The sequence below is a fragment of the Nocardioides sp. NPDC057767 genome (assembly GCF_042798275.1).
GTDB lineage: Bacteria > Actinomycetota > Actinomycetes > Propionibacteriales > Nocardioidaceae > Nocardioides.
Window position 1 is genome coordinate 61,237 of sequence record NZ_JBHVKJ010000004.1, and the last position, 21,203, is coordinate 82,439.

At 69.5% G+C, this 21,203-nt stretch carries 25 protein-coding genes and 1 riboswitch; of the genes, 8 read left to right on the top strand and 17 right to left on the bottom strand.

The genetic code is table 11. From position 1 onward, the window contains the following. Position 1: 1 nt before the first annotated feature. Positions 2–147, bottom strand: a riboswitch (cobalamin riboswitch). From ACFVDI_RS03545 to pcaH, 6 genes are all read right to left on the bottom strand, one after another. Then, positions 125–688, bottom strand: a complete 564-nt coding sequence (locus tag ACFVDI_RS03545) for a GNAT family N-acetyltransferase (RefSeq protein WP_378900606.1) — start codon at positions 686–688, stop codon at positions 125–127. Its footprint overlaps the riboswitch before it by 23 nt. A 10-nt stretch (positions 689–698) precedes the next feature. Continuing rightward, positions 699–2,156, bottom strand: a complete 1,458-nt coding sequence (locus ACFVDI_RS03550; protein ID WP_378900609.1) for a phytoene desaturase family protein — start codon at positions 2,154–2,156, stop codon at positions 699–701. Between the two features lie 137 nt (positions 2,157–2,293). Continuing rightward, positions 2,294–3,445 carry an alpha/beta fold hydrolase gene (locus tag ACFVDI_RS03555; RefSeq protein WP_378900612.1) on the bottom strand — a complete coding sequence of 384 codons (1,152 nt, stop codon included), beginning with the start codon at positions 3,443–3,445 and terminating at the stop codon, positions 2,294–2,296. Continuing rightward, a complete protein-coding gene (locus tag ACFVDI_RS03560) occupies positions 3,445–4,701 on the bottom strand; it encodes a lyase family protein (RefSeq protein ID WP_378900615.1) in 1,257 nt (418 codons plus the stop codon). The genes ACFVDI_RS03555 and ACFVDI_RS03560 overlap by 1 nt, the downstream gene beginning before the upstream one ends. Before the next feature lie 8 nt (positions 4,702–4,709). After that, positions 4,710–5,255, bottom strand: a complete 546-nt coding sequence (pcaG, locus tag ACFVDI_RS03565) for a protocatechuate 3,4-dioxygenase subunit alpha (protein WP_378900618.1) — start codon at positions 5,253–5,255, stop codon at positions 4,710–4,712. Continuing rightward, entirely contained in the window at positions 5,252–6,043 is a 792-nt protein-coding gene (pcaH, locus tag ACFVDI_RS03570; protein WP_378900621.1) for a protocatechuate 3,4-dioxygenase subunit beta, read from the bottom strand. Before pcaH ends, pcaG begins: the two co-directional genes overlap by 4 nt. Positions 6,044–6,116: 73 nt before the next feature. On the opposite strand from pcaH, the gene ACFVDI_RS03575 reads away from it, so the two are divergent. From ACFVDI_RS03575 to cobS, 3 genes are read left to right on the top strand one after another with little or no spacing between them, the layout of a single operon-like run. Beyond that, on the top strand, positions 6,117–6,860 hold the full coding sequence (locus tag ACFVDI_RS03575) for an IclR family transcriptional regulator (protein ID WP_378900624.1): 744 nt from the start codon (positions 6,117–6,119) through the stop codon (positions 6,858–6,860). A 32-nt stretch (positions 6,861–6,892) separates the two neighbouring features. Continuing rightward, complete coding sequence (cobT, locus tag ACFVDI_RS03580) at positions 6,893–7,942, top strand: nicotinate-nucleotide--dimethylbenzimidazole phosphoribosyltransferase (protein WP_378900627.1); 1,050 nt, start codon at positions 6,893–6,895, stop codon at positions 7,940–7,942. After that, complete coding sequence (gene cobS, locus ACFVDI_RS03585; RefSeq protein ID WP_378900630.1) at positions 7,942–8,715, top strand: adenosylcobinamide-GDP ribazoletransferase; 774 nt, start codon at positions 7,942–7,944, stop codon at positions 8,713–8,715. The genes cobT and cobS overlap by 1 nt, the downstream gene beginning before the upstream one ends. On the opposite strand, the gene cobU is transcribed toward cobS, so the two are convergent. Continuing rightward, entirely contained in the window at positions 8,712–9,251 is a 540-nt protein-coding gene (cobU, locus tag ACFVDI_RS03590; RefSeq protein ID WP_378900633.1) for a bifunctional adenosylcobinamide kinase/adenosylcobinamide-phosphate guanylyltransferase, read from the bottom strand. The genes cobS and cobU overlap by 4 nt on opposite strands. Before the next feature lie 36 nt (positions 9,252–9,287). Between cobU and ACFVDI_RS03595 the strand changes: the two genes are divergently transcribed. Next, positions 9,288–10,076 (top strand): metallophosphoesterase family protein, encoded by a 789-nt coding sequence (locus tag ACFVDI_RS03595; RefSeq protein WP_378900636.1) that lies wholly within the window; start codon positions 9,288–9,290, stop codon positions 10,074–10,076. A gap of 27 nt (positions 10,077–10,103) precedes the next feature. Here the strand turns inward: ACFVDI_RS03595 and ACFVDI_RS03600 are convergent, their stop codons facing one another. The 8 genes from ACFVDI_RS03600 to ACFVDI_RS03635 all read right to left on the bottom strand — a co-directional run bounded on the left by ACFVDI_RS03600 (position 10,104) and on the right by ACFVDI_RS03635 (position 16,427). Next, positions 10,104–10,874 carry an ABC transporter permease gene (locus tag ACFVDI_RS03600; RefSeq protein WP_378900640.1) on the bottom strand — a complete coding sequence of 257 codons (771 nt, stop codon included), beginning with the start codon at positions 10,872–10,874 and terminating at the stop codon, positions 10,104–10,106. After that, entirely contained in the window at positions 10,871–11,659 is a 789-nt protein-coding gene (locus ACFVDI_RS03605; RefSeq protein WP_378900643.1) for an ABC transporter ATP-binding protein, read from the bottom strand. Before ACFVDI_RS03605 ends, ACFVDI_RS03600 begins: the two co-directional genes overlap by 4 nt. Further along, a complete protein-coding gene (locus ACFVDI_RS03610) occupies positions 11,656–12,051 on the bottom strand; it encodes a DUF1048 domain-containing protein (RefSeq protein ID WP_378900646.1) in 396 nt (131 codons plus the stop codon). Before ACFVDI_RS03610 ends, ACFVDI_RS03605 begins: the two co-directional genes overlap by 4 nt. Positions 12,052–12,054: 3 nt before the next feature. Beyond that, positions 12,055–12,384, bottom strand: a complete 330-nt coding sequence (locus tag ACFVDI_RS03615; protein WP_378900649.1) for a PadR family transcriptional regulator — start codon at positions 12,382–12,384, stop codon at positions 12,055–12,057. Between the two features lie 161 nt (positions 12,385–12,545). Then, the gene (locus ACFVDI_RS03620) at positions 12,546–13,091 is read right to left on the bottom strand and encodes a hypothetical protein (protein WP_378900652.1); all 546 of its coding nucleotides are present in this window, start codon (positions 13,089–13,091) and stop codon (positions 12,546–12,548) included. An 84-nt stretch (positions 13,092–13,175) separates the two neighbouring features. After that, a complete protein-coding gene (locus ACFVDI_RS03625; protein ID WP_378900655.1) occupies positions 13,176–13,727 on the bottom strand; it encodes a hypothetical protein in 552 nt (183 codons plus the stop codon). Positions 13,728–13,791: 64 nt separating this feature from the next. Beyond that, positions 13,792–16,119, bottom strand: coding sequence for a hypothetical protein (locus ACFVDI_RS03630; RefSeq protein WP_378900658.1), 2,328 nt, complete (start codon positions 16,117–16,119; stop codon positions 13,792–13,794). After that, entirely contained in the window at positions 16,119–16,427 is a 309-nt protein-coding gene (locus tag ACFVDI_RS03635) for a hypothetical protein (protein ID WP_378900661.1), read from the bottom strand. The genes ACFVDI_RS03630 and ACFVDI_RS03635 overlap by 1 nt, the downstream gene beginning before the upstream one ends. A 233-nt stretch (positions 16,428–16,660) precedes the next feature. On the opposite strand from ACFVDI_RS03635, the gene ACFVDI_RS03640 reads away from it, so the two are divergent. Together ACFVDI_RS03640 and ACFVDI_RS03645 are read left to right on the top strand one after the other, a co-directional pair. Further along, on the top strand, positions 16,661–17,137 hold the full coding sequence (locus tag ACFVDI_RS03640) for a hypothetical protein (protein WP_378900664.1): 477 nt from the start codon (positions 16,661–16,663) through the stop codon (positions 17,135–17,137). A 176-nt stretch (positions 17,138–17,313) separates the two neighbouring features. Next, complete coding sequence (locus tag ACFVDI_RS03645) at positions 17,314–17,589, top strand: hypothetical protein (protein WP_378900667.1); 276 nt, start codon at positions 17,314–17,316, stop codon at positions 17,587–17,589. 12 nt (positions 17,590–17,601) lie between these two features. Here ACFVDI_RS03645 and ACFVDI_RS03650 read toward each other — a convergent pair whose 3' ends face one another. Continuing rightward, entirely contained in the window at positions 17,602–18,621 is a 1,020-nt protein-coding gene (locus ACFVDI_RS03650; RefSeq protein ID WP_378900670.1) for an alpha/beta fold hydrolase, read from the bottom strand. Between the two features lie 79 nt (positions 18,622–18,700). On the opposite strand from ACFVDI_RS03650, the gene ACFVDI_RS03655 reads away from it, so the two are divergent. Together ACFVDI_RS03655 and ACFVDI_RS03660 are read left to right on the top strand one after the other, a co-directional pair. After that, entirely contained in the window at positions 18,701–19,270 is a 570-nt protein-coding gene (locus ACFVDI_RS03655) for a TetR/AcrR family transcriptional regulator (RefSeq protein ID WP_378900673.1), read from the top strand. A gap of 37 nt (positions 19,271–19,307) precedes the next feature. Then, positions 19,308–20,165, top strand: a complete 858-nt coding sequence (locus ACFVDI_RS03660; RefSeq protein ID WP_378900676.1) for a hypothetical protein — start codon at positions 19,308–19,310, stop codon at positions 20,163–20,165. A 1-nt stretch (position 20,166) separates the two neighbouring features. On the opposite strand, the gene ACFVDI_RS03665 is transcribed toward ACFVDI_RS03660, so the two are convergent. Further along, complete coding sequence (locus ACFVDI_RS03665; protein ID WP_378900679.1) at positions 20,167–21,195, bottom strand: VanZ family protein; 1,029 nt, start codon at positions 21,193–21,195, stop codon at positions 20,167–20,169. Between the last annotated feature and the right edge of the window lie 8 nt (positions 21,196–21,203).

The window sequence follows — 21,203 nt, forward strand, 5'->3', positions numbered from 1 at the left end:
GATCGGTCGGATAGCCCGCGGCCAGTGTCTGGCTGTGTCCGTGCCCAGCAGCTGTACGGACATCACAGTGGCGGAACCGCCCCGGACTCTCACCGGGTTCCTGCGCCACGAGCGTGCTCGCAGCCTACCCCGCGTGGCGCGCGAGCCAGGCCTCGCGGGTGATCTCGTACTCGACCTCTCCCTCGGTGTGCCCGGCGAGCGGCTCCTCCCAGTCCTGCTGGAAGCCACGCACGAAGCTCATCCCGACCGAGACCATCGTGGCCCGGGAGGCCTCGTTGACGGCCATCGTCTGCGCGATCACTCGCTCGATCCCGAGGTCCTCGAACCCGTGACGGAGCAGCTCGAGCGAGCCCTCCTTCGCGTAGCCCTTGCGCCAGTGGCGCTGTGGGAGCCGGTAGCCGAGCTCGGCCGCATCGGTGCGCGGCGGGTTGTCGGGCAGCTCGAACATGTAGAGCCCGACGGCCTCACCCGCCGCCGAATACCCGACCCACTTGCCCAGCGCCTCCGTCTCCCGCGCCGAGCGGAGCCACTTGTGCATGCGCTCCTCGGTCTCCGCCGCCGTCAGCGCACGCGTGAACAGATGGCGCAGCACCACCGGATCGGAATTGAGGTCGACCAGGAAGGGCAGGTGCTCCTCGCTCAGTGGGACCAGGTCGAGGCGCTCGGTGCGCAGGCGGGCTTGCGGCATGGGCGAGACGTTAGCCAGGACGTACGCCGCTGGCACCTGGTTTCTCGGCCACGCCGAGGTGGCGCAGCGCGCGGCGGGCGGCGTGGTAGCCGCACATGCCGTGGACGCCCGGCGCCGGCGGCGTCGCCGAGGAGCACAGGAACATCCCCGGGATGCCGGTGTCGTAGGCGGCGAGGGTGGGGCGGATGACGAGCTGGCGCAGCGTGTTGGCGCCGGTGGAGATGTCACCGCCGACGTAGTTGAGGTTGTACGCGGCATAGTCGGCCGGCGTGGTGACGTGGGTGTCGACGATCTGCGAACGGAAACCAGGGGCGAAACGCTCGATCTGGGCCAGGACCACGTCGGTCGCGTTGCCCTCGTAGGCGTGCGGGACCTGGGCGTAGGCCCAGACCGGGTTGAGGTCTGCTGTCGAGCGGGACGGGTCGGCGACGTACTGCTGCCCAAGCAGAACGAACGGTCGCTCCGGCATTCGGCCGACCGCGATCTCCCGCTCGCTTGCTGCCACCTCCTCGATCGTGCCGCCCAGGTGGACGGTCCCGGCGCGGCCGATCTCCGGGTCGCGCCAGGGGATCGGGCCACGGACGGCGAGATCGACCTTGTACGCCGAGGGTCCGTGCTGCCATCGCCGCATCGCCCGGCGCTGCCGTCGGGGAAGGGCCTCGCCGACGATGTCGGCGAAGCCTCCCGGGCTGGTGTCGAACAGGGTGGCGTCGGCGTCGGGCAGGTCGGCGAGGCTGCGGACGGTGGTGCCGGTGACGATGCTGCCGCCCAGCTCCTCCAGCAGCCCTGCCATCGCAATGGTGATCGCCTGCGAGCCGCCTTCGGCGACCGGCCATCCGTGCCGGTGACCGCTGACGATGAGCATGGTGCCCACGGCGGCCGTGCCGGGGCGGTCCAGGGGGTGGAAGGCGTGGGCGGCGCACCCGGCGAAGAGAGCCTTGGCCCGATCCTCGCGGAACGCCCGGGCGAGCACGGTGGCCGGGGGAACGGCCCGCAGGCCGAAACCGGCCATCCGGAACGGGTGCCGCGGCGGGCGCAGGATCGGGCCGAGGATGTGGTCGGTGATCGCGTCGAAGCCGCGTACGACCGGGCCGAAGACCTGCTGCCAGCGCTGACCGTCGACCCCCAGCCCCGCCCCGGTCTCCTCGACGGAGCGATGCAGCAGCGCTGCCTCGTCCCCGTCGAGCGGATGGGCGAGCTCGACCTCGGGGTAGCGCCAGCGCAGCCCGTATCTGTCCAGCTCCAGCTCGCGCAGGAGCGGTGAGGCCACCCCGAGCGGGTGGATCGCCGAGCAGATGTCGTGCCGCAGCCCGGGGACGGTCAGCTCGGCGGTGCGGGTGCCACCGCCGACGGTCTCAGCGGCCTCGAGGACGGTGACCCTCACGCCGTGCTGCGCGAGCACGATCGCTGCCGCCAGGCCGTTGGGTCCGGCTCCGACGACGGTCGCGGAACGTGGCTTCATGGCCATGTTCTTACGCTGGTCGAGCCGCGAGCGCCAGCGAGCGTGTCGAGACCAACACGGTCCCCTCGTCGCTCGATAGGACTGTGTTGGCCTCGACACGCCGTCGTTCGTTCCTCACGACGACGGCTCGACCGGCGGGACGGTCATTCGTTCAGCACCCGGTTGGCGACGGCAAACGCGGTGTTGGCGGCGGGTACACCGACGTAGATCGAGGTCTGCAGGAGCACTTCGACGATCTCCTCGCGGGTCAGCCCGTTGGTGAGGGCGGCGCGCAGGTGGAACTCGAGCTCCTCGAAGTGGCGCCCCGCGACCAGGGCGGTGAGCACGCCGATCGAGCGGTCCCGGCGCGCGAGGCCGGGGCGGGTCCAGATCGTTCCCCAGGCATAGCGGGTGATCAGGTCCTGGTAGTCGCGGTTGATGTCGGTGATCGCGGCGGTGGCCCGGTCGACGTGGGCATCGCCGAGCACCTGACGACGTACGTTCATCCCGGCCGCATAGGCAGGGTCGGCCGCGGTCACGTGGGCGGTGATCAGGCTGGAGACGGCGTGCGGCGCCTCGGCAGGGGCGAGGTGACCGACGGCGTCGAGGGTGACGAGCCGTCCGTTGCGCACCCCGACGGCGATCTCCTCCAGCGAGACGGGCGGGGTCGGGGCGTCGTCGACACCCGCTATCGCCAGGACCGGTGCGGTGATCTCGGCGAGTCGCCCGCGCACGTCGTACGCCGCCAGCGCCTCGCACACCAGCGCGTAGCTCTCCGCATCGGCGTCGCGCAGCGAGTGGAGCAGGGCACCGCCCCGCGCGGGCTCGCGCTCGAGGAAGCCGGGGGAGAACCAGCGCTGGGTGGAGCCGGCGATCTGGGAGGCGGTGCCGGCGCCGCGTACGGTCGTGGCACGGTCGTTCCAGCCGTCGGGCTCGCCGATCTTGGCCCCGGTGTTGGTGAGCACCGTGGCGCTGACCCGCGTGGGCGCGTCGAGCAGCAGCTGGAGGCCGACCGCGCCGCCGACCGAGTCGCCGGCGTAGGCGAACGCGCCGTGGCGCTCACCGCGGTCGGTGAGGACCCGGTCGACGCACGCGAGCACCCCGGCAGCGAGGTCGGCCATCGAGAACGCGTCGGTGGTCGGCGCACCGTGGCCGTGGCCTGGGAGCTCCCAGCCGATGACATGGAAGCTGTCCGCGAGCAGCTCGGCCGCGGCGGACCAGAGCGCCGTGACCGAGGTGCCGAGGGACGGGCCGACGACCAGGACCGGCTTGCTCGGGTCTCCGGCCAGCTCGACGGGGGTGATCCTCGGCGTCATCACAGTTCCTTCCAGATCTCTTGGGCTCGGGCGACCGCGGAGTCGATGAGGGCGTCGGCGGCACCGAGATAGTCGTCGAGCCCGGCGGCGGCCTCGGTCCCGGCAAGGATCTCGCCACCCACGAACCCGGTCAGCGACCGCTGCTCGGCCAGCAGGTCCGCCCCCGCGGCCTCGGCGGTGGCGCGCATCCGGGCAGCGTCGACGCCGAGCCCGGCGAGCAGCTCGGTGGTCTGCGATCCGGCGACGACGCTGCGCCGCGCCAGCGTGGCCAGGGTCTCCCACTCGACGTGCCAGGCGCCGTCGGGGCGCTCGTCGACGTAGCTCGCCGCGGCGGTGTGGAGCGTCGCGGCCAGCGGGGGAGCGGCGAGCGCATGGCGGCGGATGAGGACCGAGAGCACCGGGTTGGACTTGTGCGGCATCGTCGAGGAGCCGCCACGCCCCTCGCCGGCCGGCTCGGCGAGCTCACCGATCTCGGGGCGGGTGAGCACGGTGACGTCGGTGCCGATCCGGCCCCACACGTCGGCCGCGGTGACCAGCGCGTCCGCGGCCGCGGTCAGCGGGGCGCGGTCGGTGTGCCAGGGGGAGCGCGGGGTCAGACCGAGGCTGGTCGCCGTGGTCTCGGCCGCCGTCCGCGCGGCGCCGACCGGGTCGCCGACACCGCGGAGCCGGGCCAGCCCCACGACCGCGGCCAGCGTGCCGGCCGCACCGCCGATCTGGGCGGGCAGCGACGTCCGTGCACGACGGACCGCCTCCGCGGCATCGGCGAGCCCGGAGAGCCAGGTCGCGGCCTTGAGGCCGAAGGTGATCGGCACCGCGTGCTGGGTCAGGGTGCGGCCCGACATCACGGTGGCGCGGTGCTCCCGGGCGAGACCCGCCAACGAGGCGGCCTGGGCGGCGAGCTCGTCCTCGACCCGGTCGAGCACATCGCGCAGGCAGAGCACGAGCGCGGTGTCGACGACGTCCTGGCTGGTCAGACCCTTGTGGAGCCATCGGGCGGCCTCGCCGTCGAGCCGGCCGCGCAGGAGCTTCACCAGGCCGATGACCGGGTTGCCCCCGGCCTCGGCACCCTCAGCCAGCCCCGGGACGTCGGCCTCGGAGACCAGGCCGGCCAGCGGCGTACGCGCTTCCTCGGGGGCTATCCCCGAGGAAGCGGTCGCGGCCAGCCAGGCCTCCTCGACCCGCACCATCGCGGCGAGATAGGCCGCCTCGGAGAAGAGGTCCCCGGCGCGCTCCTCGCCTGGCCACAGCAGCGACATTCGACTCCTCAGCCGTAGTTGAGAAAGGTGGTCTCGCGGTCGCCCTGCAGGTGGATGTCGAATCGCAACCCGGTTGCGTCCGCAGTGGCCACCAGCGTCGCACGCTCGTCCTCGGACAGCGACACCAGCAGGGGGTCGCCCGCGTTGGCGGGGTGCTCGGGCAGGTAGATCCGGGTCTGCAGCTTGTCGAGCAGGCCACGGGCGAAGACGGTGAGCGCGAAGAACGGCGCCCTGCCCTCCGCCGAGGCACCCGGAAGCACCGTCGAGAAGGTGTAGTGACCGTTCAGGTCGGTGTCGGCGCGGCCCCAGCCGGTGAAGGTCCAGCCGTCGCGGTGCAGCGAGCCCTCGGCCTGCGGGACGTTGCCCTCGCCGTCGGTCTGCCAGATCTCGAGGAGCGCGTCGGGGATCGGGTTGCCGGCGCCGTCGCAGACCCAGCCGTGCAGCCGGATCGAGCCCGGGCTGCCCGGCGGGACCAGGTCGGCGTCGCCCTCGTAGGGGAGCGCGTAGCCGAAGAAGGGGCCGATGGTCTGGCCGGGCGTGGGGATGGTGCTCACAGGTCGCCCTCCTCGGGCTCGGTCCAGGTGCGGCTCGGGCCGGTCAGGACGATGTCCCAGCTGTAGCCCATCGAGTACTCGGGGGTGGAGAGGTCGTGGTCGTACCTGGCCACCAGCGCGTCCCGGTCCTTCTGCGAGGTGATCGACTGGTAGATCGGGTCGAGCGCGAAGAGCGGGTCGCTGGGGAAGTACATCTGCGTGATCAGCCGCTGCGTGAACGCGCGGCCGAAGAGCGAGAAGTGGATGTGCGCCGGACGCCAGGCGTTGATGTGGTTGCCCCACGGGTAGGGGCCGGGCTTGATCGTCTGGAACCGGTAGCGCCCCTCGGAGTCGGTGATGCAGCGGCCGACGCCGGTGAAGTTGGGGTCGAGCGGCGCCGGGTGCTGCTCGTGCTTGTGGATGTAGCGGCCGGCGGAGTTGGCCTGCCAGATCTCGACGAGCTGATCCCGCACGGGGCGACCCTCGCCGTCGAGCACCCGGCCGCTGACCGTGATCCGCTCGCCGATCGGCTCGTTGCTGCCGGCGATCGTCAGGTCGGCCTCGAGCGGGTCCACGTCGGAGTGGCCGAAGCACGGGGCCCACAGCTCGATGGTCTCGGGATCGGCGTGGCGCGGGTCCTTGGTGGGGTGGCGCAGGATGCTGGACCGGTAGGGCGGGTAGTCCAGCAGCGGCTGACGGCTGGGCTCACCTTCTCGGGCGCGGCCCTCGGAGTCCGCCTCGATCTTGGCGATCTCGGCCGAGAGGTCCGCCTGGGTCTCGACGGGTGGTTTCTTGGTGGGCGCTGTCACGTTCCGAACGCTAGGTGCGGGAGGCGTACGATGAAAGCGCGGACTTCCGCTGAGCGAAAGCAGGTTTGGTCGAATGGCAGGTGGCAGCGGAGGGCGCAGCGTCGCCTCGCGCGTCCTCGGTCTCATCGGCGCCTTCGACGCCGCCCATCGCCAGCTCACGCTCAGCGAGCTCGCGGCCCGCGCGGAGGTCTCGCTCCCGACCGCCCACCGCCTCGTCGCCGAGCTGGTCGAGTGGGGCGCCCTGGTACGGGACGAGGACGGGACCTACGCGGTCGGCCGGCGACTGTGGGATGCCGGCCTGCTCGCCCCGGTCGCCACCGACCTGCGCTCGGTCGCGGCCCCGTTCCTCCACGACCTCTACGGGGCGACGCTGGAGACGGTCCACCTGGCCGTGCGCGAGGACGACCACGTCCTCTATCTCGAGACGCTGCGCGGCACCCGCAACGTACCCATCGTCTCCTCCGTCGGCTCCCGCCTGCCGATGTACTCCACCGGTGTCGGCAAGGTGCTTCTTGCCCATGCGCCCGAGGACGTACGCAACCGGGTGCTGTCCGCGCCGCTCAAGCCGTTCACCCGCCACACCATCACCACGCCCGGCCTGCTGCGTCGCCAGCTCGACCGGGTGCTCGCCGAGGGCTATGCCACCACCGCCGAGGAGATGACCCTCGGCGCCTGCTCGGTCGCGGTCCCGATCACCACCTCGTCCGGAGTCGTCGGCTCCCTCGGCATCGTCGTCTCCGACCTGCGCCGCAACCGTCTCCGCCTCGTCTCCGCCCTCAAGGTCGCCGCCCAGGGCGTCTCCCGCGGACTCGCATGAAGCCGCCGAGCGGGGTGGGGTACCTTGCGCTGGTGACGATCCAGACCCCGAACGAAGACGTACGCCGCGCCGCCGCTGAGCGCCTGGGAGCCCTCGCGACGCCGCCGGGTGCCCTGGGCCGCCTGGGAGAGCTGGCCGTCTGGGTGGCGGCGTGCCAGGGCGAGGTGCCGCCGCGACCGGTCGACAACGTACGCCTGGTGATCTTCGCCGGTGACCACGGCGTCGCCCAGCACGGGGTGTCCGCGTTCCCGCCGGCGATCACCGGCGCGATGGTGCGTACGTTCCTGGGCGGCCGCGCCGGGGTCAGCGCGCTCGCCAAGGCGCACGGCGTCCAGGTCCGGGTGCTCGACCTCGGTGTCGACGAGGAGTTCGAGGACCTCGACGCGGCGACCCGCGAGGCGCTGACCGGGCACAAGATCCGGCGGGGGAGCGGCGCGATCCACCTCGAGGACGCGCTGAGCGCCGAGGAGACCAATGCTGCGCTGGAGGCCGGCGCCGCGGTCGCCCGTGAGGAGATCGCGGCGGGCGCGCAGCTGCTGATCAGCGGCGACATGGGCATCGGCAACACCACGCCCGCCGCGGCGATGGTGGCCGCCGGGCTCGGGCTCCCCGCCAGCGAGGTCACCGGTCGCGGCACCGGCATCGGCGACGACGCGCTGCGGACCAAGACGGACGTCATCACCGCTGCCCTCACCCGTGCCGGCGACCGCGCCGCCGACCCGATCCAGACCCTCGCCGCGCTCGGCAGCGCCGACCTCGCCGCGACCACTGGCTACCTCCTCGAGGCGGCCCGGAGCGGCATGCCGGTCCTCCTCGACGGCCTGATGAGCGTCGCCTGCGCGTTGACCGCCGACCGGATCGAGCCGGGGGCGGCGGCTTGGTTCGCCGCCGGCCACCGCTCCACCGAGCCCGCCCAGTCGATGGCCCTGGAGAAGCTCGGTCTGGTGCCGCTGCTCGACCTCGACCTCCGGCTCGGCGAGGGCTCCGGTGCCGTCGCCGCGGTGCCGGTCGTGCGCAGCGCCGCCGCTCTCCTGCGCGACGTCGCCCTGCTCTCCGAGCTCGCTCCGGGAGAGCCTGCCTGATGCTCGTGCGGGACGCCTGGCGTCTCGCGGTCGGCACCCTGACCGCGATGCCCGTGCCCCCTCCCGAGCACGTCGACCGCCGCCGCGCAGCGGTGGCGATGGCGGTCGCACCCCTGGCCGCGCTCCCGCTCGCGCTGGGCGCCGGCGCTATCGCACTCCTGGGACAGCTCGCCGGGCTACCGCACCTGGTCACCGCCCTGCTCGCGATCGGCATCGTGGTCGCCGGCAACCGGGCGCTCCACCTCGACGGCCTCGCCGACACGGTCGACGGCATGGCCGCCTCCTACGATCGCGAGCGGTCGCTGGCGGTCATGAAGACCGGCACCTCCGGCCCGGCCGGCGTCACCGCGATCGTCCTCGTCCTGGGTCTCCAGGTCGCGGCGCTGGCCTCTCTGCTGGAAGGTGACGGTTGGCGCCCGGCGGTCCTGGCCGCGGTCGCCGTCTGCGCCTCGCGCGCGGCCCTGGCGCTGTGCTGCACCCGTGGCATCAGGCCGGCTCGCGAGGACGGCCTGGGACGTACGTTCACCCAGACCCTGCCACCCCTCGTCACCGTCCTCGTCTGGGCCGTTGTCGCCGCCGTGCTCGCCGGAGTCGGCGCCTGGGCCGGCCTGCCGTGGTGGCGAGGAGCCCTCGCGGTCGCCGTCGCCGCGGTCGTCGTCGGTGCGATCGTCCTGCGGGCGGTCAGGCGGTTCGGGGGAGTGACCGGTGACGTCTTCGGCGCGGCCGTCGAGGCGGCGCTGGCGACCGTCCTGGTCGCCCTGAGCGCCGGCTAGAGCTTCAGCACCCGTCCGGCGATGACCAGGTGCACCTCGTCGCAGGCCGCGGCCAGGCGCTGGTTGACCAGCCCGAGCAGGTCGCGGAAGAGGCGACCCGAGCGGTGGGCCGGGACGACCCCGAGGCCGACCTCGTTGGTCACCAGCACCACATCGCCGTTCCGGTCCTCGAGCACGGCGGCGGCCTGGTCGACCAGCGCCGAGACCGCTGCGGTCGCCTCCTCCGAGGTGGCCTCCCACAGACCCCGAGAGTCCATGACGGCGGTGAGCCAGGTGCCCAGGCAGTCGACCATCACCGCGTCACCCGCGGCCAGCCCCTCGGTCAGCGCCCCGGCGAGATCCCGCGACTCGACCGTGCGCCACCGCTCCGGCCGCCGGGCTCGATGCGAAGCCAGCCGCGCGGCCCAATCGGGATCGGGTTCCTCCTCGAGCGTCGGCCCCGGCGCGACGTACGCCACCGACGGCGCGGCAGCGAGCAGCGACTCGGCGTGCCGAGACTTCCCCGATCGCACCCCACCCGTCACCAGAATCCTCACCGGACCAGTCTCCCAGCCATCGCATAGCCTGCGCCCATGACCCCGGAGCGCATCGCGCTGATCTCGGACGTGCACGGCAACCTGACCGCCCTCGAAGCCGTGCTCGCGGACATCGAGGCGCGCGGAATCACCAGGATCTTCAACCTCGGCGACTACGTCGGCAAGGGACCGCGGGGACGCGAGGTCGCCGAGCTGTGCCGGGAGCGGTGCGAGGTCAACATCCTCGGCAACTGGGAGGACTTCCTGCTCACCCCCGAGCCCGACTTCGGCCGCGAGTCGGTCGGGCTGATGTGGTGGCGGCTGCAGGCCTGGGAGCAGGCCGAGTGGCTGCGTACGCTCCCGTTCAGCCACGACTTCTGGCTCAGCGGCCGAAGGGTCAGGCTCTTCCACGCCTCCGAGGAGACCGTTCATCGCCGGGTCAGGTTCGACCACGACGAGAAGGAGTTCCTGGGCCTGTTCCAGAACACCGAGGCGACCGGCTTCGACCTTCCGGAGCCCGACATCGTCGGCTACGCGGACACCCACGACCCCTACTACGAGACCGACCGCAACCGGCGCACCGTCTTCAACACCGGCAGCGTCGGCAACTGCATGAGCGACCCGACCCCGGTCTACGTCATCCTCGAGGGCGTCATGGACAGCGAGCAGGAGGCGCCGTTCGGCATCCAGTGGGTCCGGGTCCCCTACGACGTCGAGGCCGAGATCGCGTACGCGGCCGAGGTCGGCATGCCGGAGCTCGAGGCGTACACCTACGAGCTGCGGACGGGCTTCTACCGCGGCAACCTCAGGGACGGCGAGCAGCCGACCTACCACCGGAGGCGGTAGATCGGCTCTTCGTCGCTCCCGAGGCGATCAACTGATCTTGCGCCGGTAGGCAGCCATGGCGAAGGCGTACGAGACGACCAGGATGCCCACGCACCAGGCCAGCGCCACCCAGATGTCGTCACCGACCGGCTGCCCGGCGAAGAGCGCCTGGATGGTGTTGACGATCGAGGTCACCGGCTGGTTCTCGGCGAAGGCGCGCACCGGGCCGGGCATCGTCTCCGTCGGCGCGAACGCCGAGCTGATGAACGGCAGGAAGATCAGCGGGTAGGAGAACCCGGTGGCTCCCTCCATGGTCTGCGCGGCCAGTCCGGGGATGACCGCGAGCCAGGTCAGCGCCAGGGTGAGCAGCGCCAGGATCCCGGCCACCGCGAGCCAGGCGCCCAGACCCGCAGAGGTGCGGAACCCCATCACGAACGCGACGCCCACGATGATCACCAAGGTGAGCATGTTGGCCACCATCGAGGTGCCGACATGCGCCCACAGCACCGCCGAGCGGGCGATCGGCATGGACTGGAACCGCTCGAAGATCCCGCTCTTCATGTCGGTGAAGAGCCGCAGCGCGGTGTAGGCGATGCCCGAGGCGATCGCCATGACCATGATCCCGGGGAGCACGTAGTCGACGTAGTTGTCCGGGCTGCCCGGGCCGGTGCTGATCGCGCCACCCAGCACGTAGACGAAGAGCAGCATCATCGCGATCGGGGTGAGCGCGGTGGTGATGATCGTGTCCGGGCTGCGGGTGATGTGCCGCAGCGAGCGCGCCAGCAGGGTGCCGGCGTCGGCGATGGCGTGGTTGTTCATGACGGGTCTCCTTGCTTGGTGGAGCCGGTGAGTGAAAGAAAAATTTCTTCCAGCGACGGCTGCTTCTCGACGTACTCGACCTTCGCCGGCGGCAGCATCGCCTTGAGCTCGGCGAGGGTGCCGTTGGCGATGACCGTGCCGCCGTGGAGGATGGCGATCCGGTCGGCGAGCTGCTCGGCCTCCTCCAGGTACTGCGTGGTGAGCAGCACGGTCGTGCCCTGCTCGGTCAGCTCCTTGACGACCTTCCACACCTCCAGCCGCGCCTCCGGGTCCAGCCCGGTGGTCGGCTCGTCGAGGAAGATCACCGACGGCGAGCCGATCAGCGACATCGCGATGTCCAGCCGCCTGCGCATACCGCCGGAGTACGTCGCGACCTTCCGTGCGCCCGCCTCGACCAGGTCGAAGCGCTCGAGCAGCCCGTCGGCGACGTCGCCGGGGGAGGGGAGGTGGCGCAGCTTCGCGACCAGGACCAGGTTCTCCCGCCCGGTCAGGATCTCGTCGACCGCCGCGAACTGCCCGGTCAGCGAGATCGCCTCGCGCACCCGCTGCGCCTCGTCCACAACCGACGCACCCTCGACCAGCGCCGCGCCGGCATCAGGTTTCAGGAGCGTCGAGAGGATGCGTACGACCGTGGTCTTGCCGGCTCCGTTGGACCCGAGCAGCGCGAAGATCGAACCCCGCGTGACCTCGAAGTCCACGCCCTTCAACACCGGTGATCGAGCTTGTCGAGATCCCTTGTAGGACTTCTCCAATCCCCGTACGGAGATGGCAGCTGTCGCGCTCATGACTCCTCCCGGTGATCGAGCTTGTCGAGATCACCGTTCGTGATGGCCTCGATGGCTTCGGTGAGCCGAGCGCGCTCCTTCTTGATCCAGGCGCCCTCGGCGTAGTTCCTGGCGAACTCCTCGGCGAACTCGACCGGGTCGTCGCCGACGATCGCGCTGACCGGGGTGCCGTCGGCGGCGCCCTGCTCGAAGAGCTCGAGGAGGTCCTCGGCCATTGCGGTCACGATCGCGCCGTCGGCGATGCCGGCGGAGTACATCAGGTAGCGCTCGACCGCGTCGTGCGCCTTGCGGTGGTTCTCGGGGAGCTGCTGCTTGCGGGCCTTGAGCTGCCGCCAGCGCTTCTTCAGCTCGAGCTCGCCCACGACGGCCTCGAGCATCGATCGGATCGACATGCCTTACTTCCCTTCCGTACGGAGGCTCTCCAGCCGTGCGGCCAGGAACCCCCAGGTGGTCCAGAACTCTTCGAGGTACTTCTCGCCATCTGCGTTGAGCGAGTAGACCTTCCGCGGCGGCCCCTTCTCGGACGGCCGCTTCTCGACGTCCACCAGTCCGTTCTTCTCGATCCGGACCAGCAGCGCGTAGACCGTGCCCTCGGCGATCTCGGTGAACCCCTGGCTCCGCAGCCAGGTCGTGATCTCGTATCCGTACGCCGGGGTGCCGGTCAGGAACGCCAGCACGATCCCTTCCAGTGTCCCCTTGAGCATCTCGGTCATCTGCTTGCCCATCGGGCACCTCCTTCCACTACTCAGTGTCGCTGACTACTGGTACATAGTAGCGCTGAGTAGTGGCGGAAGGTCAAGTCCTTATCCCTCGCGGAAATGCCAGCGGCGCTGGTGCGACGGGATCAACCGTCGTACCAGCGCCGCTGGTCTGTGTTGGAGTGAGGTCAGCTCTCGGTGTCGACCTCGGCGGCTCGCTCGAGCGCCGCGGAGAGCAGGTCCGCCACATCCACCGATGCCTCGCTGTCCCCGCTGTGCGTCACCCCAACCCCGACGAGGCGTCCGTCCTCCGTCTCCGCGAACGCGATGCTGCCGACCTCAACCGGGTTCGACGGCTTGCTCGTGAACGTGAATCCCACTGCCCCCTCAGGAAGCCCGCTGATCGGCTCCGAGGTCGCCTCTCCGTAGTCGCCCTGGTCGGCATCTGCCGAGCACTCGGCCACGGCCTCCTCGATGGCAGCGATCATCGACTTGGCATCTGGGTAGCTCCCGCCCCCGGGAACGAACACAGTGGCGCCTACGACGTCCCTGTTCTCGAGCACGTACTGCTCGCCGGTGGTCCCGTCGGTGGCGCTCGACAACTTCGTCTCCACGTAGCTAAGGGCGTCACACCAGCCGGTCCCTGGCGCACCCATGCTTCCGTCAGCGGTCTCCTCGACCTGTGGAAGCGCGTCTATGTCCAGCAGCGTCGAGTCGGTTCCGCAGGCCGTCATCAGGAAGGGTGCTGAGCGCAGTGCGACAGCCAGGCGGAACGGACTCCTTCGCCTGATACCGCATGAGGGCATTCTTGGACTCATCTAGTCCACAGAGACCTTGGGTGCCCGGTCGGCCGCGAGTTCGAGCAGGCGCTCGATGGAGGCCGGCGGGCTGTCTCCCGTGGCGTACTCCACTCCGACGACTAGCAGGCGATCGTCGCTTGTGACCGCGTATGCGTATTCGCCGGTCGAGTTGTTCTCCTCGCCACGGAAGCCGGTGGCATCCAAAGGCAAGTCGTTGAGTTCTTCGACCTTACGGGTCGGATCGCCAGCGATTTCCTTGGCGCATCCCTCGACGTGTCCGGGCACGTCGGCGACAACCTCCGTCGCTGACGGCGGTGTTGCTGTTGGCGAGAACACGACGGCGAAGACGGAGCCGCCGCCTTCGATCCCGATGGTGGACCCGGTCACCTTCCCCGATGCTGCGAGGTTGAGGTCCTGATTGAACTCGCGAAGCGCGCGGCAAGGTGGCATCCCGACGATTCCGCTGCCGGCATCGTGCGCCTCGCCCACGGCTGCCTCGAAGTCGTCCGGCTCGATCAGGGTGGTCGGCGACTCCTCACCGCACGACGTCAGTGCAAGCGCGCCGATCACCATGGCGATGGGAGCGCAGATCAGCGACGGAAGTCTTCCGCGGTCAGATTCTGGAGTTCGACGACTACTCATAGAACTCACGGAAGGCCGCGCCGTAGGCGTTCTGGTACTCAATGCTCCCCATTCCGTACTCGTTGAGGTACCTGTTGGATGCCAAGTTCGCGAGGTCGCCAAGCTCCTCGTCGCTGAGCTTCGAGAGGTCGACAGGCTGTCCCTCGGGGAAGAAGCGTTCGCGGTGTTCCGGAGTGAGTTCGACGACACCACTCTTCACCAGCGCATCGAGGGCGTTCACCTTCGACTCGTTCAGGGACGCCGCCGCCCGATCGTTGGCGTGGTCGGTTGCGGCCTCTTCGAAGTTGGCGAAGTGCCCGTCGGCCTTGTCGGTGGCAAGGTCGATCGCCTGGCCGACGCCGAACTCGACCACCGTCCCGACGGCCCCCGTCCCGGGTAGCGGAACCATCCCCGCCACATCGCCGACAAGGCTGGTGAACGTCTGAATCTGCTTGTCGGTGTTCGCAGCGCCCTCGATCTCGACGCTCCCGATCGCGTGCTCGACGGCGCCGTTCAGGTAGGCGGAGTGCTGCATGACGTCGCTGAGCACGTTGCCGTCGCGGTAGTCGCCCGGGTTCTGCTGGATCTGGTACGCAGCGTTGTTGATCTGGCTCTGTTGATAGGTCCCGACGCCTTCTGCGAGATTGACAAGCCCATCCTGAGTGCTCGCCCCGACCTTGAGCAACGACTCAATGTCGTTCGCGAAGAACCGTGGGCTGTTGGCGATGTCTCCAAGCGCGACCGGGGTGGAGGTGTAGACGCCGGCCTCGCCGTCTTCGCCTCTCGCGTGCAGCGCGTCATCTACGGAGTGCATGTAGTTCTTGAGGATCTCTGAGACATACGGCGAGGCCGGCTTTGCGTCCTCGGCGTTGAACCCTTCGCTGTCCGCGACGTAGTCGACGAATCGGGACGCAATCATTGCGGCGCCCTCGGGGTTCTCCTTGACCAACTCGGGATCCGTGCTGATGCCGGCGGCAGCCTGCGAGATCCCGGCGTACCCATCTGCCTCCCAGGTTCGATCGTTGAAGTAGAACTTCTGACGCGACTCGTCCTCGGTAAAGAACTCGTATCCCTGCTCCGGGTGATCGCCGAGGTTACCCATGATCGCAGCCATTGGGTCGGCGCCGTAGCCGTTCTCTCCGGAGCCCAACGGGCCATGGCCGGTGTGGTGATACCAGGTCTTGGCGCCGAGCGGCCCATCAGCCTGCTCGAACTTGTCAAGCTCTTCGGCGGCCCCGAGGACCAGGTCGCCGTTGAGGTCGTGGTCCTTCATCAGGTAGGCCAGCACCGACGCTCCACCGGTGCCGCCCCAGTTCGGGTAGCGATCGCGAAGGGCGTCCTGCTCGTCGTTGGAGAGATAGACGCCGGAGGGTCCGGCGTACTTCACGATGTCGTGGCCGAACTTCTCGGCCGGGAAGCCGGGGTCGTTCGAGGCCGATGCCAGACCGCTTCGGAGGTTGGAGGCCAGTGTGTTGAGGGAGCCGGAATCCGGCGACTGCATCCGCAGGTATTCCTCGATCCTCGCCATACTGGCGACGGTGCCGTCCGCCCCGAGGTCCTTGTAGAGCCCGGCGGCGACGGTCGAGTCGTCGGTATAGGCGCTCAGCATGGCGTTGAGGCGGTCGGCCTCTTCCTTGCTGAGCTTGTAGTCGTCGTCGTTCAGCGTGCTGTCGAGACGGTCGCTGATCTCCTTCCCGAGCCGCTCCTGAGCATCCGGCGGAAGTGCGTCGATGTAGCCGTCGTACTTGCCCGGGTCGCTGAGCATCTTGTTGATGAGCTCTTCTTCGGGCAGGTTGCGCAGCTCGGGCGGAAGGCTGGCCTGCTCGATCGTGCCGTCGCCGCCGTCGTAGTCGCCCTTGGTCGCGTGGTTGAGGACCGCCGTGAGGTCGGCATCAGCAGATTCCGCGTCGGTCAGCGCATCCTGGATGTTCTGAGCGAGCTGCTGCATCGTGCCTTTGTCCTTGTCCGGGTCCTTCTCATCCGGGGCCGGATCGGTGATCTGTACGCCACCGGAGAAGGTGACCTTCCAGCCGCGGCCGATCGCGTCGTCGTAGGCGTGCTTGGCGTTGTCCTTGGCCTTCTTGATGGACGCGGCGGCCTCGTCGAGGGCGTTGATGACCTGGGACAGCGGCGCGGCGATGTCGTTGAGGTCGGCGACCAGGCGCCGGTGGCGGTTCTCCGCGCGCGTGGCGGCTTCTCCGATCCAGGTGCTGGGGACCTTGCCGGCATCCATCTCGTCCTGCTGGTCCTGGAAGCTCTTGCGGGCGGTGTTGAGCTGGTCCGCGGCGGTGTCGAGCTCTTCGGGCTTCCAGCTCTGCAGCTGCTCGTAGGTGACGGCCATCAGTCTCTTCCGATCATTGCTTCGCGGTAACGCGCCTGCTGCGCCGTGATCGTGTCTGCCTCCACGATGGCGTCGGCGTCGGCGACGGTGGTCGTCTTGTGGTCACGCGCGTCCTTGACCCACTTGTCCTTGTCGCTCTTCCACTCGGCCTTGAGGCCGTTCGCGGCGCCCGCGGACGTGCTTCCCGGGAGCGCGGATGTGATCTTGCCCATCGGCCCTTCGAGATCGAGACCGGCGACGGCCTCGGCCGCTGTCCCGATGGAGTTGGCTGCGGTCTTGACCTGCGGCGCCACGATTTCGACGTTCACGAAAGGATCCCCCAAGACATTCGGAGCGATTGATAACTCTCTCCTACCCCAAATCCCGGGTTTCAAACACAGGTAGCCGAGAAATCTTGTATCCGGTCGAACCTGCGTCCGGACACGCCACGGCTGCACTGGATCTGCCCGTTGACGCACCGCTGGTGGGATAACGTCTCGGGCCAGACGAGGCCGTCCAGACCCACGGCGGTGGACGTGACGAACTTGATGGGGAAGGCGTGATGTCACAACACAACGAGGCCGCAGGCGTAGGACCGACGTGGTCGCCGACGAGCCCGGCAGCCCCTGCTGGTGGCCCGCGAGGTGGCGCCTGGTGCGGTCCCACTGGGCTCGCCCTCGGTGCGGGGATGCTGGTGATCGTCGCCCTGGTCCGCGTGATCGTCGGTTTCCCGCAGGTCAGCCAGAGCTACTACAACGCGCTCTACCGATTCGAAAACGCTCCGATCGTCTGGATCGCCCTCGGGCTCGTCGTGATCGCCTCGATCATCCCGATCGCCGCCGGGGTCGTCCTCGGCCACGTCGGCGTGAGCCGGGCGAAAGCGACCGGAACCAGCGCCGCAGTCTCCGGGATTGCGCTCGGGATCGGCTACACGCTGGTCGTCTTCTGGGTCGTACGCCTCATCATCGCGATCGTGAACTCTGCCGAGTTCAACGGCGGATTCAGAATGTTCATCGAGACGGTTGGGCTCTTGGCCTGAGATGGCAGCTCAGTCTCGGGAACACCGGCCGCTGACTCTGGTGATCGGGTCGGTGTTGGCGCTGCTGTACGCGGTCGGTTCTCTGATCATCTGTCTGTGGATCATCAGCATGGTGTTCGAGGACGAAGGAACCCGGCTGAGCAGCGGGTGAGCAGTCGGGGCTCGTGGTCGCCTGCATGGGCATTGCGGTCGCCGCGTTCGGGATCTTCTGCATCCTCCGTGGCCTGCAGGGCCAGATCTGGGCGATCACGTTGGTAGTGATCGGTCTCGCCGTCGGAGTCCTCCTGGGGATGGGCATCACCGTGACCGCCTTCAAGGCCGACGAGGGCGGTCCGCTCAGCAGCGGCTGGTTCTGGCTGGTGGTGACGCTGGTCATGATCGTTCCGGTCGTGCTGTTGAGCATTGCGATCTCGCAGCTGCCGGCATCGCACGGAGCGACCGACTCGCGCTGACGCCGTTCATCGTCAACGTACGTCTGTCCAGAACCTCTCCAGCTCGGCATCGAGCTCGGCCGCGACCTGCATGGGTAGGGAGTGGGTGGTCTTCGGCCAGACCTTGACGGTCCCGTGCGGGAGCTTCTTGGCCCGTTCGGCCGCGTCCTCGCCGCCGGCCAGCGACTTGTCGCTCGCGATGGCCACGTAGACCGGCATCTGGAGGGCGCGGATCTGGTCATCGGTCAGCCGTGAGGGCGTCGGCAGGTTGCCGGAGTCGAAGTGAGTCGTGCCGGCCGCGATCATTCGAGCCATCGGGTCGTCCGGGTCGACCTCGTCGTCCTCGACACCCCCGATCCGGTTCAGCGCGTGGTCGCGCCAGGAGTCGGGCAGGAACGGGAGCGCGGCCACTGCCGACCAGCCGATCGCCCAGGCAGGCAGCATGCCGAACGTCATGATGGGCTCGAGCAGGGTCAGGCTGGCCAGCCGATCCGGGTAACGCACGGCGACGGCCGCGGCGAGCCCGCCGCCCTGGGAGTGGCCGACCAGGTGGATCCGGTCGAGCTCGAGACCGTCCAGCGCCTCCGAGACCCAGCGGGCGTTGTCGTCCATCCCGCGCAGGGGCAGGGTCTGCTCCGAGAGCCCGCTGTCGCCGATCGCGTCGAAGGCGTAGACCGAGCGGTGCTCGGCGAAGTCACGCAGGTTCTCTCCCCACATCGGTACGCCGCTGGCCCGTCCCGGCACCAGCACGATCGGGATCTCGTCGACCGGGTTCGGGTTGACCCAGGCGTACGCCCGGACCGTGCCGAAGGTGGTCTCGACATCCTGCGTCCGGGTCGGCTTCGGCAGCGCGGCGAAGGCTGCGTCGTACGCCTCGACGTAGGCCTGGCGTCCTGCTGGCGTGCGGAAGTGGCCGACGCCGGGTCCGCTCGTGCCGAGCACCATCACCAGGCATCCGGTCGAGACGATCGCGATGACGGTGAGAAGCACGACCGGCCAGCGCCGGCGCTTCCTGCGTGGTTCGATGTGCTCATCCTGAATGTCCCCGTTCATGCCAGCCCTCACGTCCCCGATAACGATGCGATCGCATTGAAACCCTTTGCGATGCGACTGTATTGCTAACCTGGGCGTCATGCCAAGAGCCGTCGACCACGAACAGCGCCGGTTCGAGATCGTCGCCGGGCTCTGGCAGCTCGTCGCCGAGCAGGGGATCGAGGGGATCAGCCTGCGGACGGTCGCCGCCCGGGCCGGCGTGTCGATGGGCCGCGTACAGCACTATTTCGGCACCAAGGACGCACTGGTCGTCGCCGGCGTCGACCTGCTCGTGAAGCGTGCCGTCGTCGAGTACGAGGCGACCGCCGGCCGTCCGCCCCAGGACCGTCTTCTCCACCTCCTGCTCCAGCAGATCCCGGCCACCGAGGCGGGCCGCATCGGGGTCACCGTCTGGTACGCCTACCTCGCCAAGGCGATGACCCACACCGCCGTACGGCACATCCTCGCCGAGGCGACCAGGGTCGGTGTCGAGGAGTGCACCCGCCACATCCAGGAGGCGGACGGTCTCGACGAGGCCGAGGCGCGTGCCCGCGCCGTCGAGCTGCTCGCGCTCTCCGACGGCCTCACCCTGCGCGTCCTCATCGGCGACATCACCGCCGACGAGGCCGAAGCCACGATCGGCGAACGTGTGCGCGGCCGGACGATATGACGCGCTCACGATGACGTACGCCCTTAGGGTCTACGGCGTGGACGAGGATCTCGGGTCGCCGTGGAAGGCGACGGCGCGGAGAGTCGGGTGGACGCTGCTGGGCGTCGTCAACCTGCTGTTAGGGCTCCTGCTCTGTGTCGGGTTCGGGGTGCTGGACGGAGGGGAGTTCGGACCGAACCTGGTCGGGGTCACAGCCGGGGTGATGTTCGTCCTGCTGGCGATCTGCGTACAGCTGATGAAAGGCGTACGCATCGGCAACGGCAGCGCCCACCGCAGGATCCGGCGGCTGGACGGCGGTGGGATCGAGATCAGGCTGCGGCGGGGGCCGGGGATCTGTGGCGAGCTGATGCTCGTGTGCTGGGTGGGGATGCTGTGCCAGTTCGCGGGGCTCTCGTTCCGGAGCGGCATGGTGGTGATCGGGGTGCTGTGCACGGCAGCGGCGGCGTTTTTCGCGATGGTCGTGGTGGACCATGCGATGACGATGACGATGCGCCGGGCGCTCGTGCTGACCCCCGAGAGCCTCGTCGTGGAGCTCGGCGGCGAAGCCGTCAGCGTCGCCTGGAAGGAGATCCACGTCGACGTGTTCGAGCAGATCTCCACTCATGAAGGGATCGAGATGACCAACCGGTTCCTCGAGGTCACCCCGAGGCGGAATGCGCTGTCGTGGTCGACCACGCGGCGCCACAAGATCCGGCTGCTGCCGCGGCGGTGGCGGCGCAGGGTGGTCCGCGTGGGGTTCTGGCTCCTCGACCACCCGGAACAGGTGCTCACGACCCTGACCTCGCTGCGCCGGCGCCGGGACGACGACGCCCGGCGGATCGCACTCTCGAACGACGTCACGCTGGCGTATCTGACCGGCGACCTCGAGGAGTCGCCGCTGCCCAGCGGACGATGAGTCAGCCCGGCCGGACCCGCATCCCCGCGAGCATGTTGCTCAGTCCCCGGTGACCGTCGGTGCGGGGGAGGGTCACGAGGGTCGCGGCGACGAAGGCGAACAGGAGGAGACCTGAGCCGGGGAAGTCGGCCATGAGCAGCAGCGTCAGGCCGCCCGCACCGGTCAGCAGCTTGACGACCCGGCGCCACCACACCCCCGGCGGAGCAATCGTGCGGAGGCCGACGACCCACTCGCCGACGGTCCGCCCGAAGCCGAGGACGGCGACCGTCTCCAGCACGATCGGCGGACCCCAGAGCAGCCAGAACTGAGGGGTCGCGGGGATGGCCTCGAAGGGCACGTCCAGCCCGTAGAGCTGCCACGCCCGCCAGGCCAGCGCGAGCGGGGCGCCGCTGCCGAGGATGACCAGCAGGTCGGCGGTCATCCCGACCAGCCGGCGACCGACCGTGACCGTGGTGGGTGCCTTTCGTGCCCGTGGGCGGACGAGGCGTATGGAGATGACGGAGCCGATCACCGCGCCGACGGTGTTGATCATCAGGTCGTCGACGTCGAAGACGCGGTAGGCGCAGGGGTAGAGGCCCCAGATCCCGGTGAGCTGGGTGAGCTCGATGAGGAACGAGGTCGCCAGCCCGAGCAGGCAGGCGACGAGCACGCCGCGCCCGGCGATCGCCCGGACGAAGAGCCCAAGCGGTACGAAGAGAACGATGTTGAGCGCCACCTGGAGGAACGCGGCGCTGGTGAGCAGTGCCCGGGTGCCGACCTCCTCGCGGACCCGGAGGATGTCGGAGACGAACCCGAACGGGTGGAACTGGGTTCCCGCGCACGTGTAGCTGCCGACGTCGGGCACCGGGAGCAGGGTGTAGGCCCACAGCGCCACCGCATAGATCGTCGCCGCCAGGAGCAGGAGGATGCGTAGGAGTGGGAACGTGCCTCTGCGGCGGTAGGCGATCGCCGCTGCCGGGACGAAGCCGGCGACGGCCAACAGCCCCCCGAGGAAGATCGCCACCGCGGCATTGCCGACGACGTTGCTCACATCGGTAC

Coding starts and splice junctions, on each gene's coding strand:
- ACFVDI_RS03545 (WP_378900606.1), bottom strand. CDS start 688: ATGCCGCAAGCCCGCCTGCGCACCGAGCGCCTCGACCTGGTCCCACTG.
- ACFVDI_RS03550 (WP_378900609.1), bottom strand. CDS start 2,156: ATGGCCATGAAGCCACGTTCCGCGACCGTCGTCGGAGCCGGACCCAAC.
- ACFVDI_RS03555 (WP_378900612.1), bottom strand. CDS start 3,445: ATGACGCCGAGGATCACCCCCGTCGAGCTGGCCGGAGACCCGAGCAAG.
- ACFVDI_RS03560 (WP_378900615.1), bottom strand. CDS start 4,701: ATGTCGCTGCTGTGGCCAGGCGAGGAGCGCGCCGGGGACCTCTTCTCC.
- ACFVDI_RS03575 (WP_378900624.1), top strand. CDS start 6,117: ATGGCAGGTGGCAGCGGAGGGCGCAGCGTCGCCTCGCGCGTCCTCGGT.
- cobS (WP_378900630.1), top strand. CDS start 7,942: ATGCTCGTGCGGGACGCCTGGCGTCTCGCGGTCGGCACCCTGACCGCG.
- ACFVDI_RS03595 (WP_378900636.1), top strand. CDS start 9,288: ATGACCCCGGAGCGCATCGCGCTGATCTCGGACGTGCACGGCAACCTG.
- ACFVDI_RS03600 (WP_378900640.1), bottom strand. CDS start 10,874: ATGAACAACCACGCCATCGCCGACGCCGGCACCCTGCTGGCGCGCTCG.
- ACFVDI_RS03605 (WP_378900643.1), bottom strand. CDS start 11,659: ATGAGCGCGACAGCTGCCATCTCCGTACGGGGATTGGAGAAGTCCTAC.
- ACFVDI_RS03610 (WP_378900646.1), bottom strand. CDS start 12,051: ATGTCGATCCGATCGATGCTCGAGGCCGTCGTGGGCGAGCTCGAGCTG.
- ACFVDI_RS03615 (WP_378900649.1), bottom strand. CDS start 12,384: ATGGGCAAGCAGATGACCGAGATGCTCAAGGGGACACTGGAAGGGATC.
- ACFVDI_RS03620 (WP_378900652.1), bottom strand. CDS start 13,091: ATGACGGCCTGCGGAACCGACTCGACGCTGCTGGACATAGACGCGCTT.
- ACFVDI_RS03630 (WP_378900658.1), bottom strand. CDS start 16,119: ATGGCCGTCACCTACGAGCAGCTGCAGAGCTGGAAGCCCGAAGAGCTC.
- ACFVDI_RS03640 (WP_378900664.1), top strand. CDS start 16,661: ATGTCACAACACAACGAGGCCGCAGGCGTAGGACCGACGTGGTCGCCG.
- ACFVDI_RS03645 (WP_378900667.1), top strand. CDS start 17,314: ATGGGCATTGCGGTCGCCGCGTTCGGGATCTTCTGCATCCTCCGTGGC.
- ACFVDI_RS03650 (WP_378900670.1), bottom strand. CDS start 18,621: ATGAACGGGGACATTCAGGATGAGCACATCGAACCACGCAGGAAGCGC.
- ACFVDI_RS03655 (WP_378900673.1), top strand. CDS start 18,701: ATGCCAAGAGCCGTCGACCACGAACAGCGCCGGTTCGAGATCGTCGCC.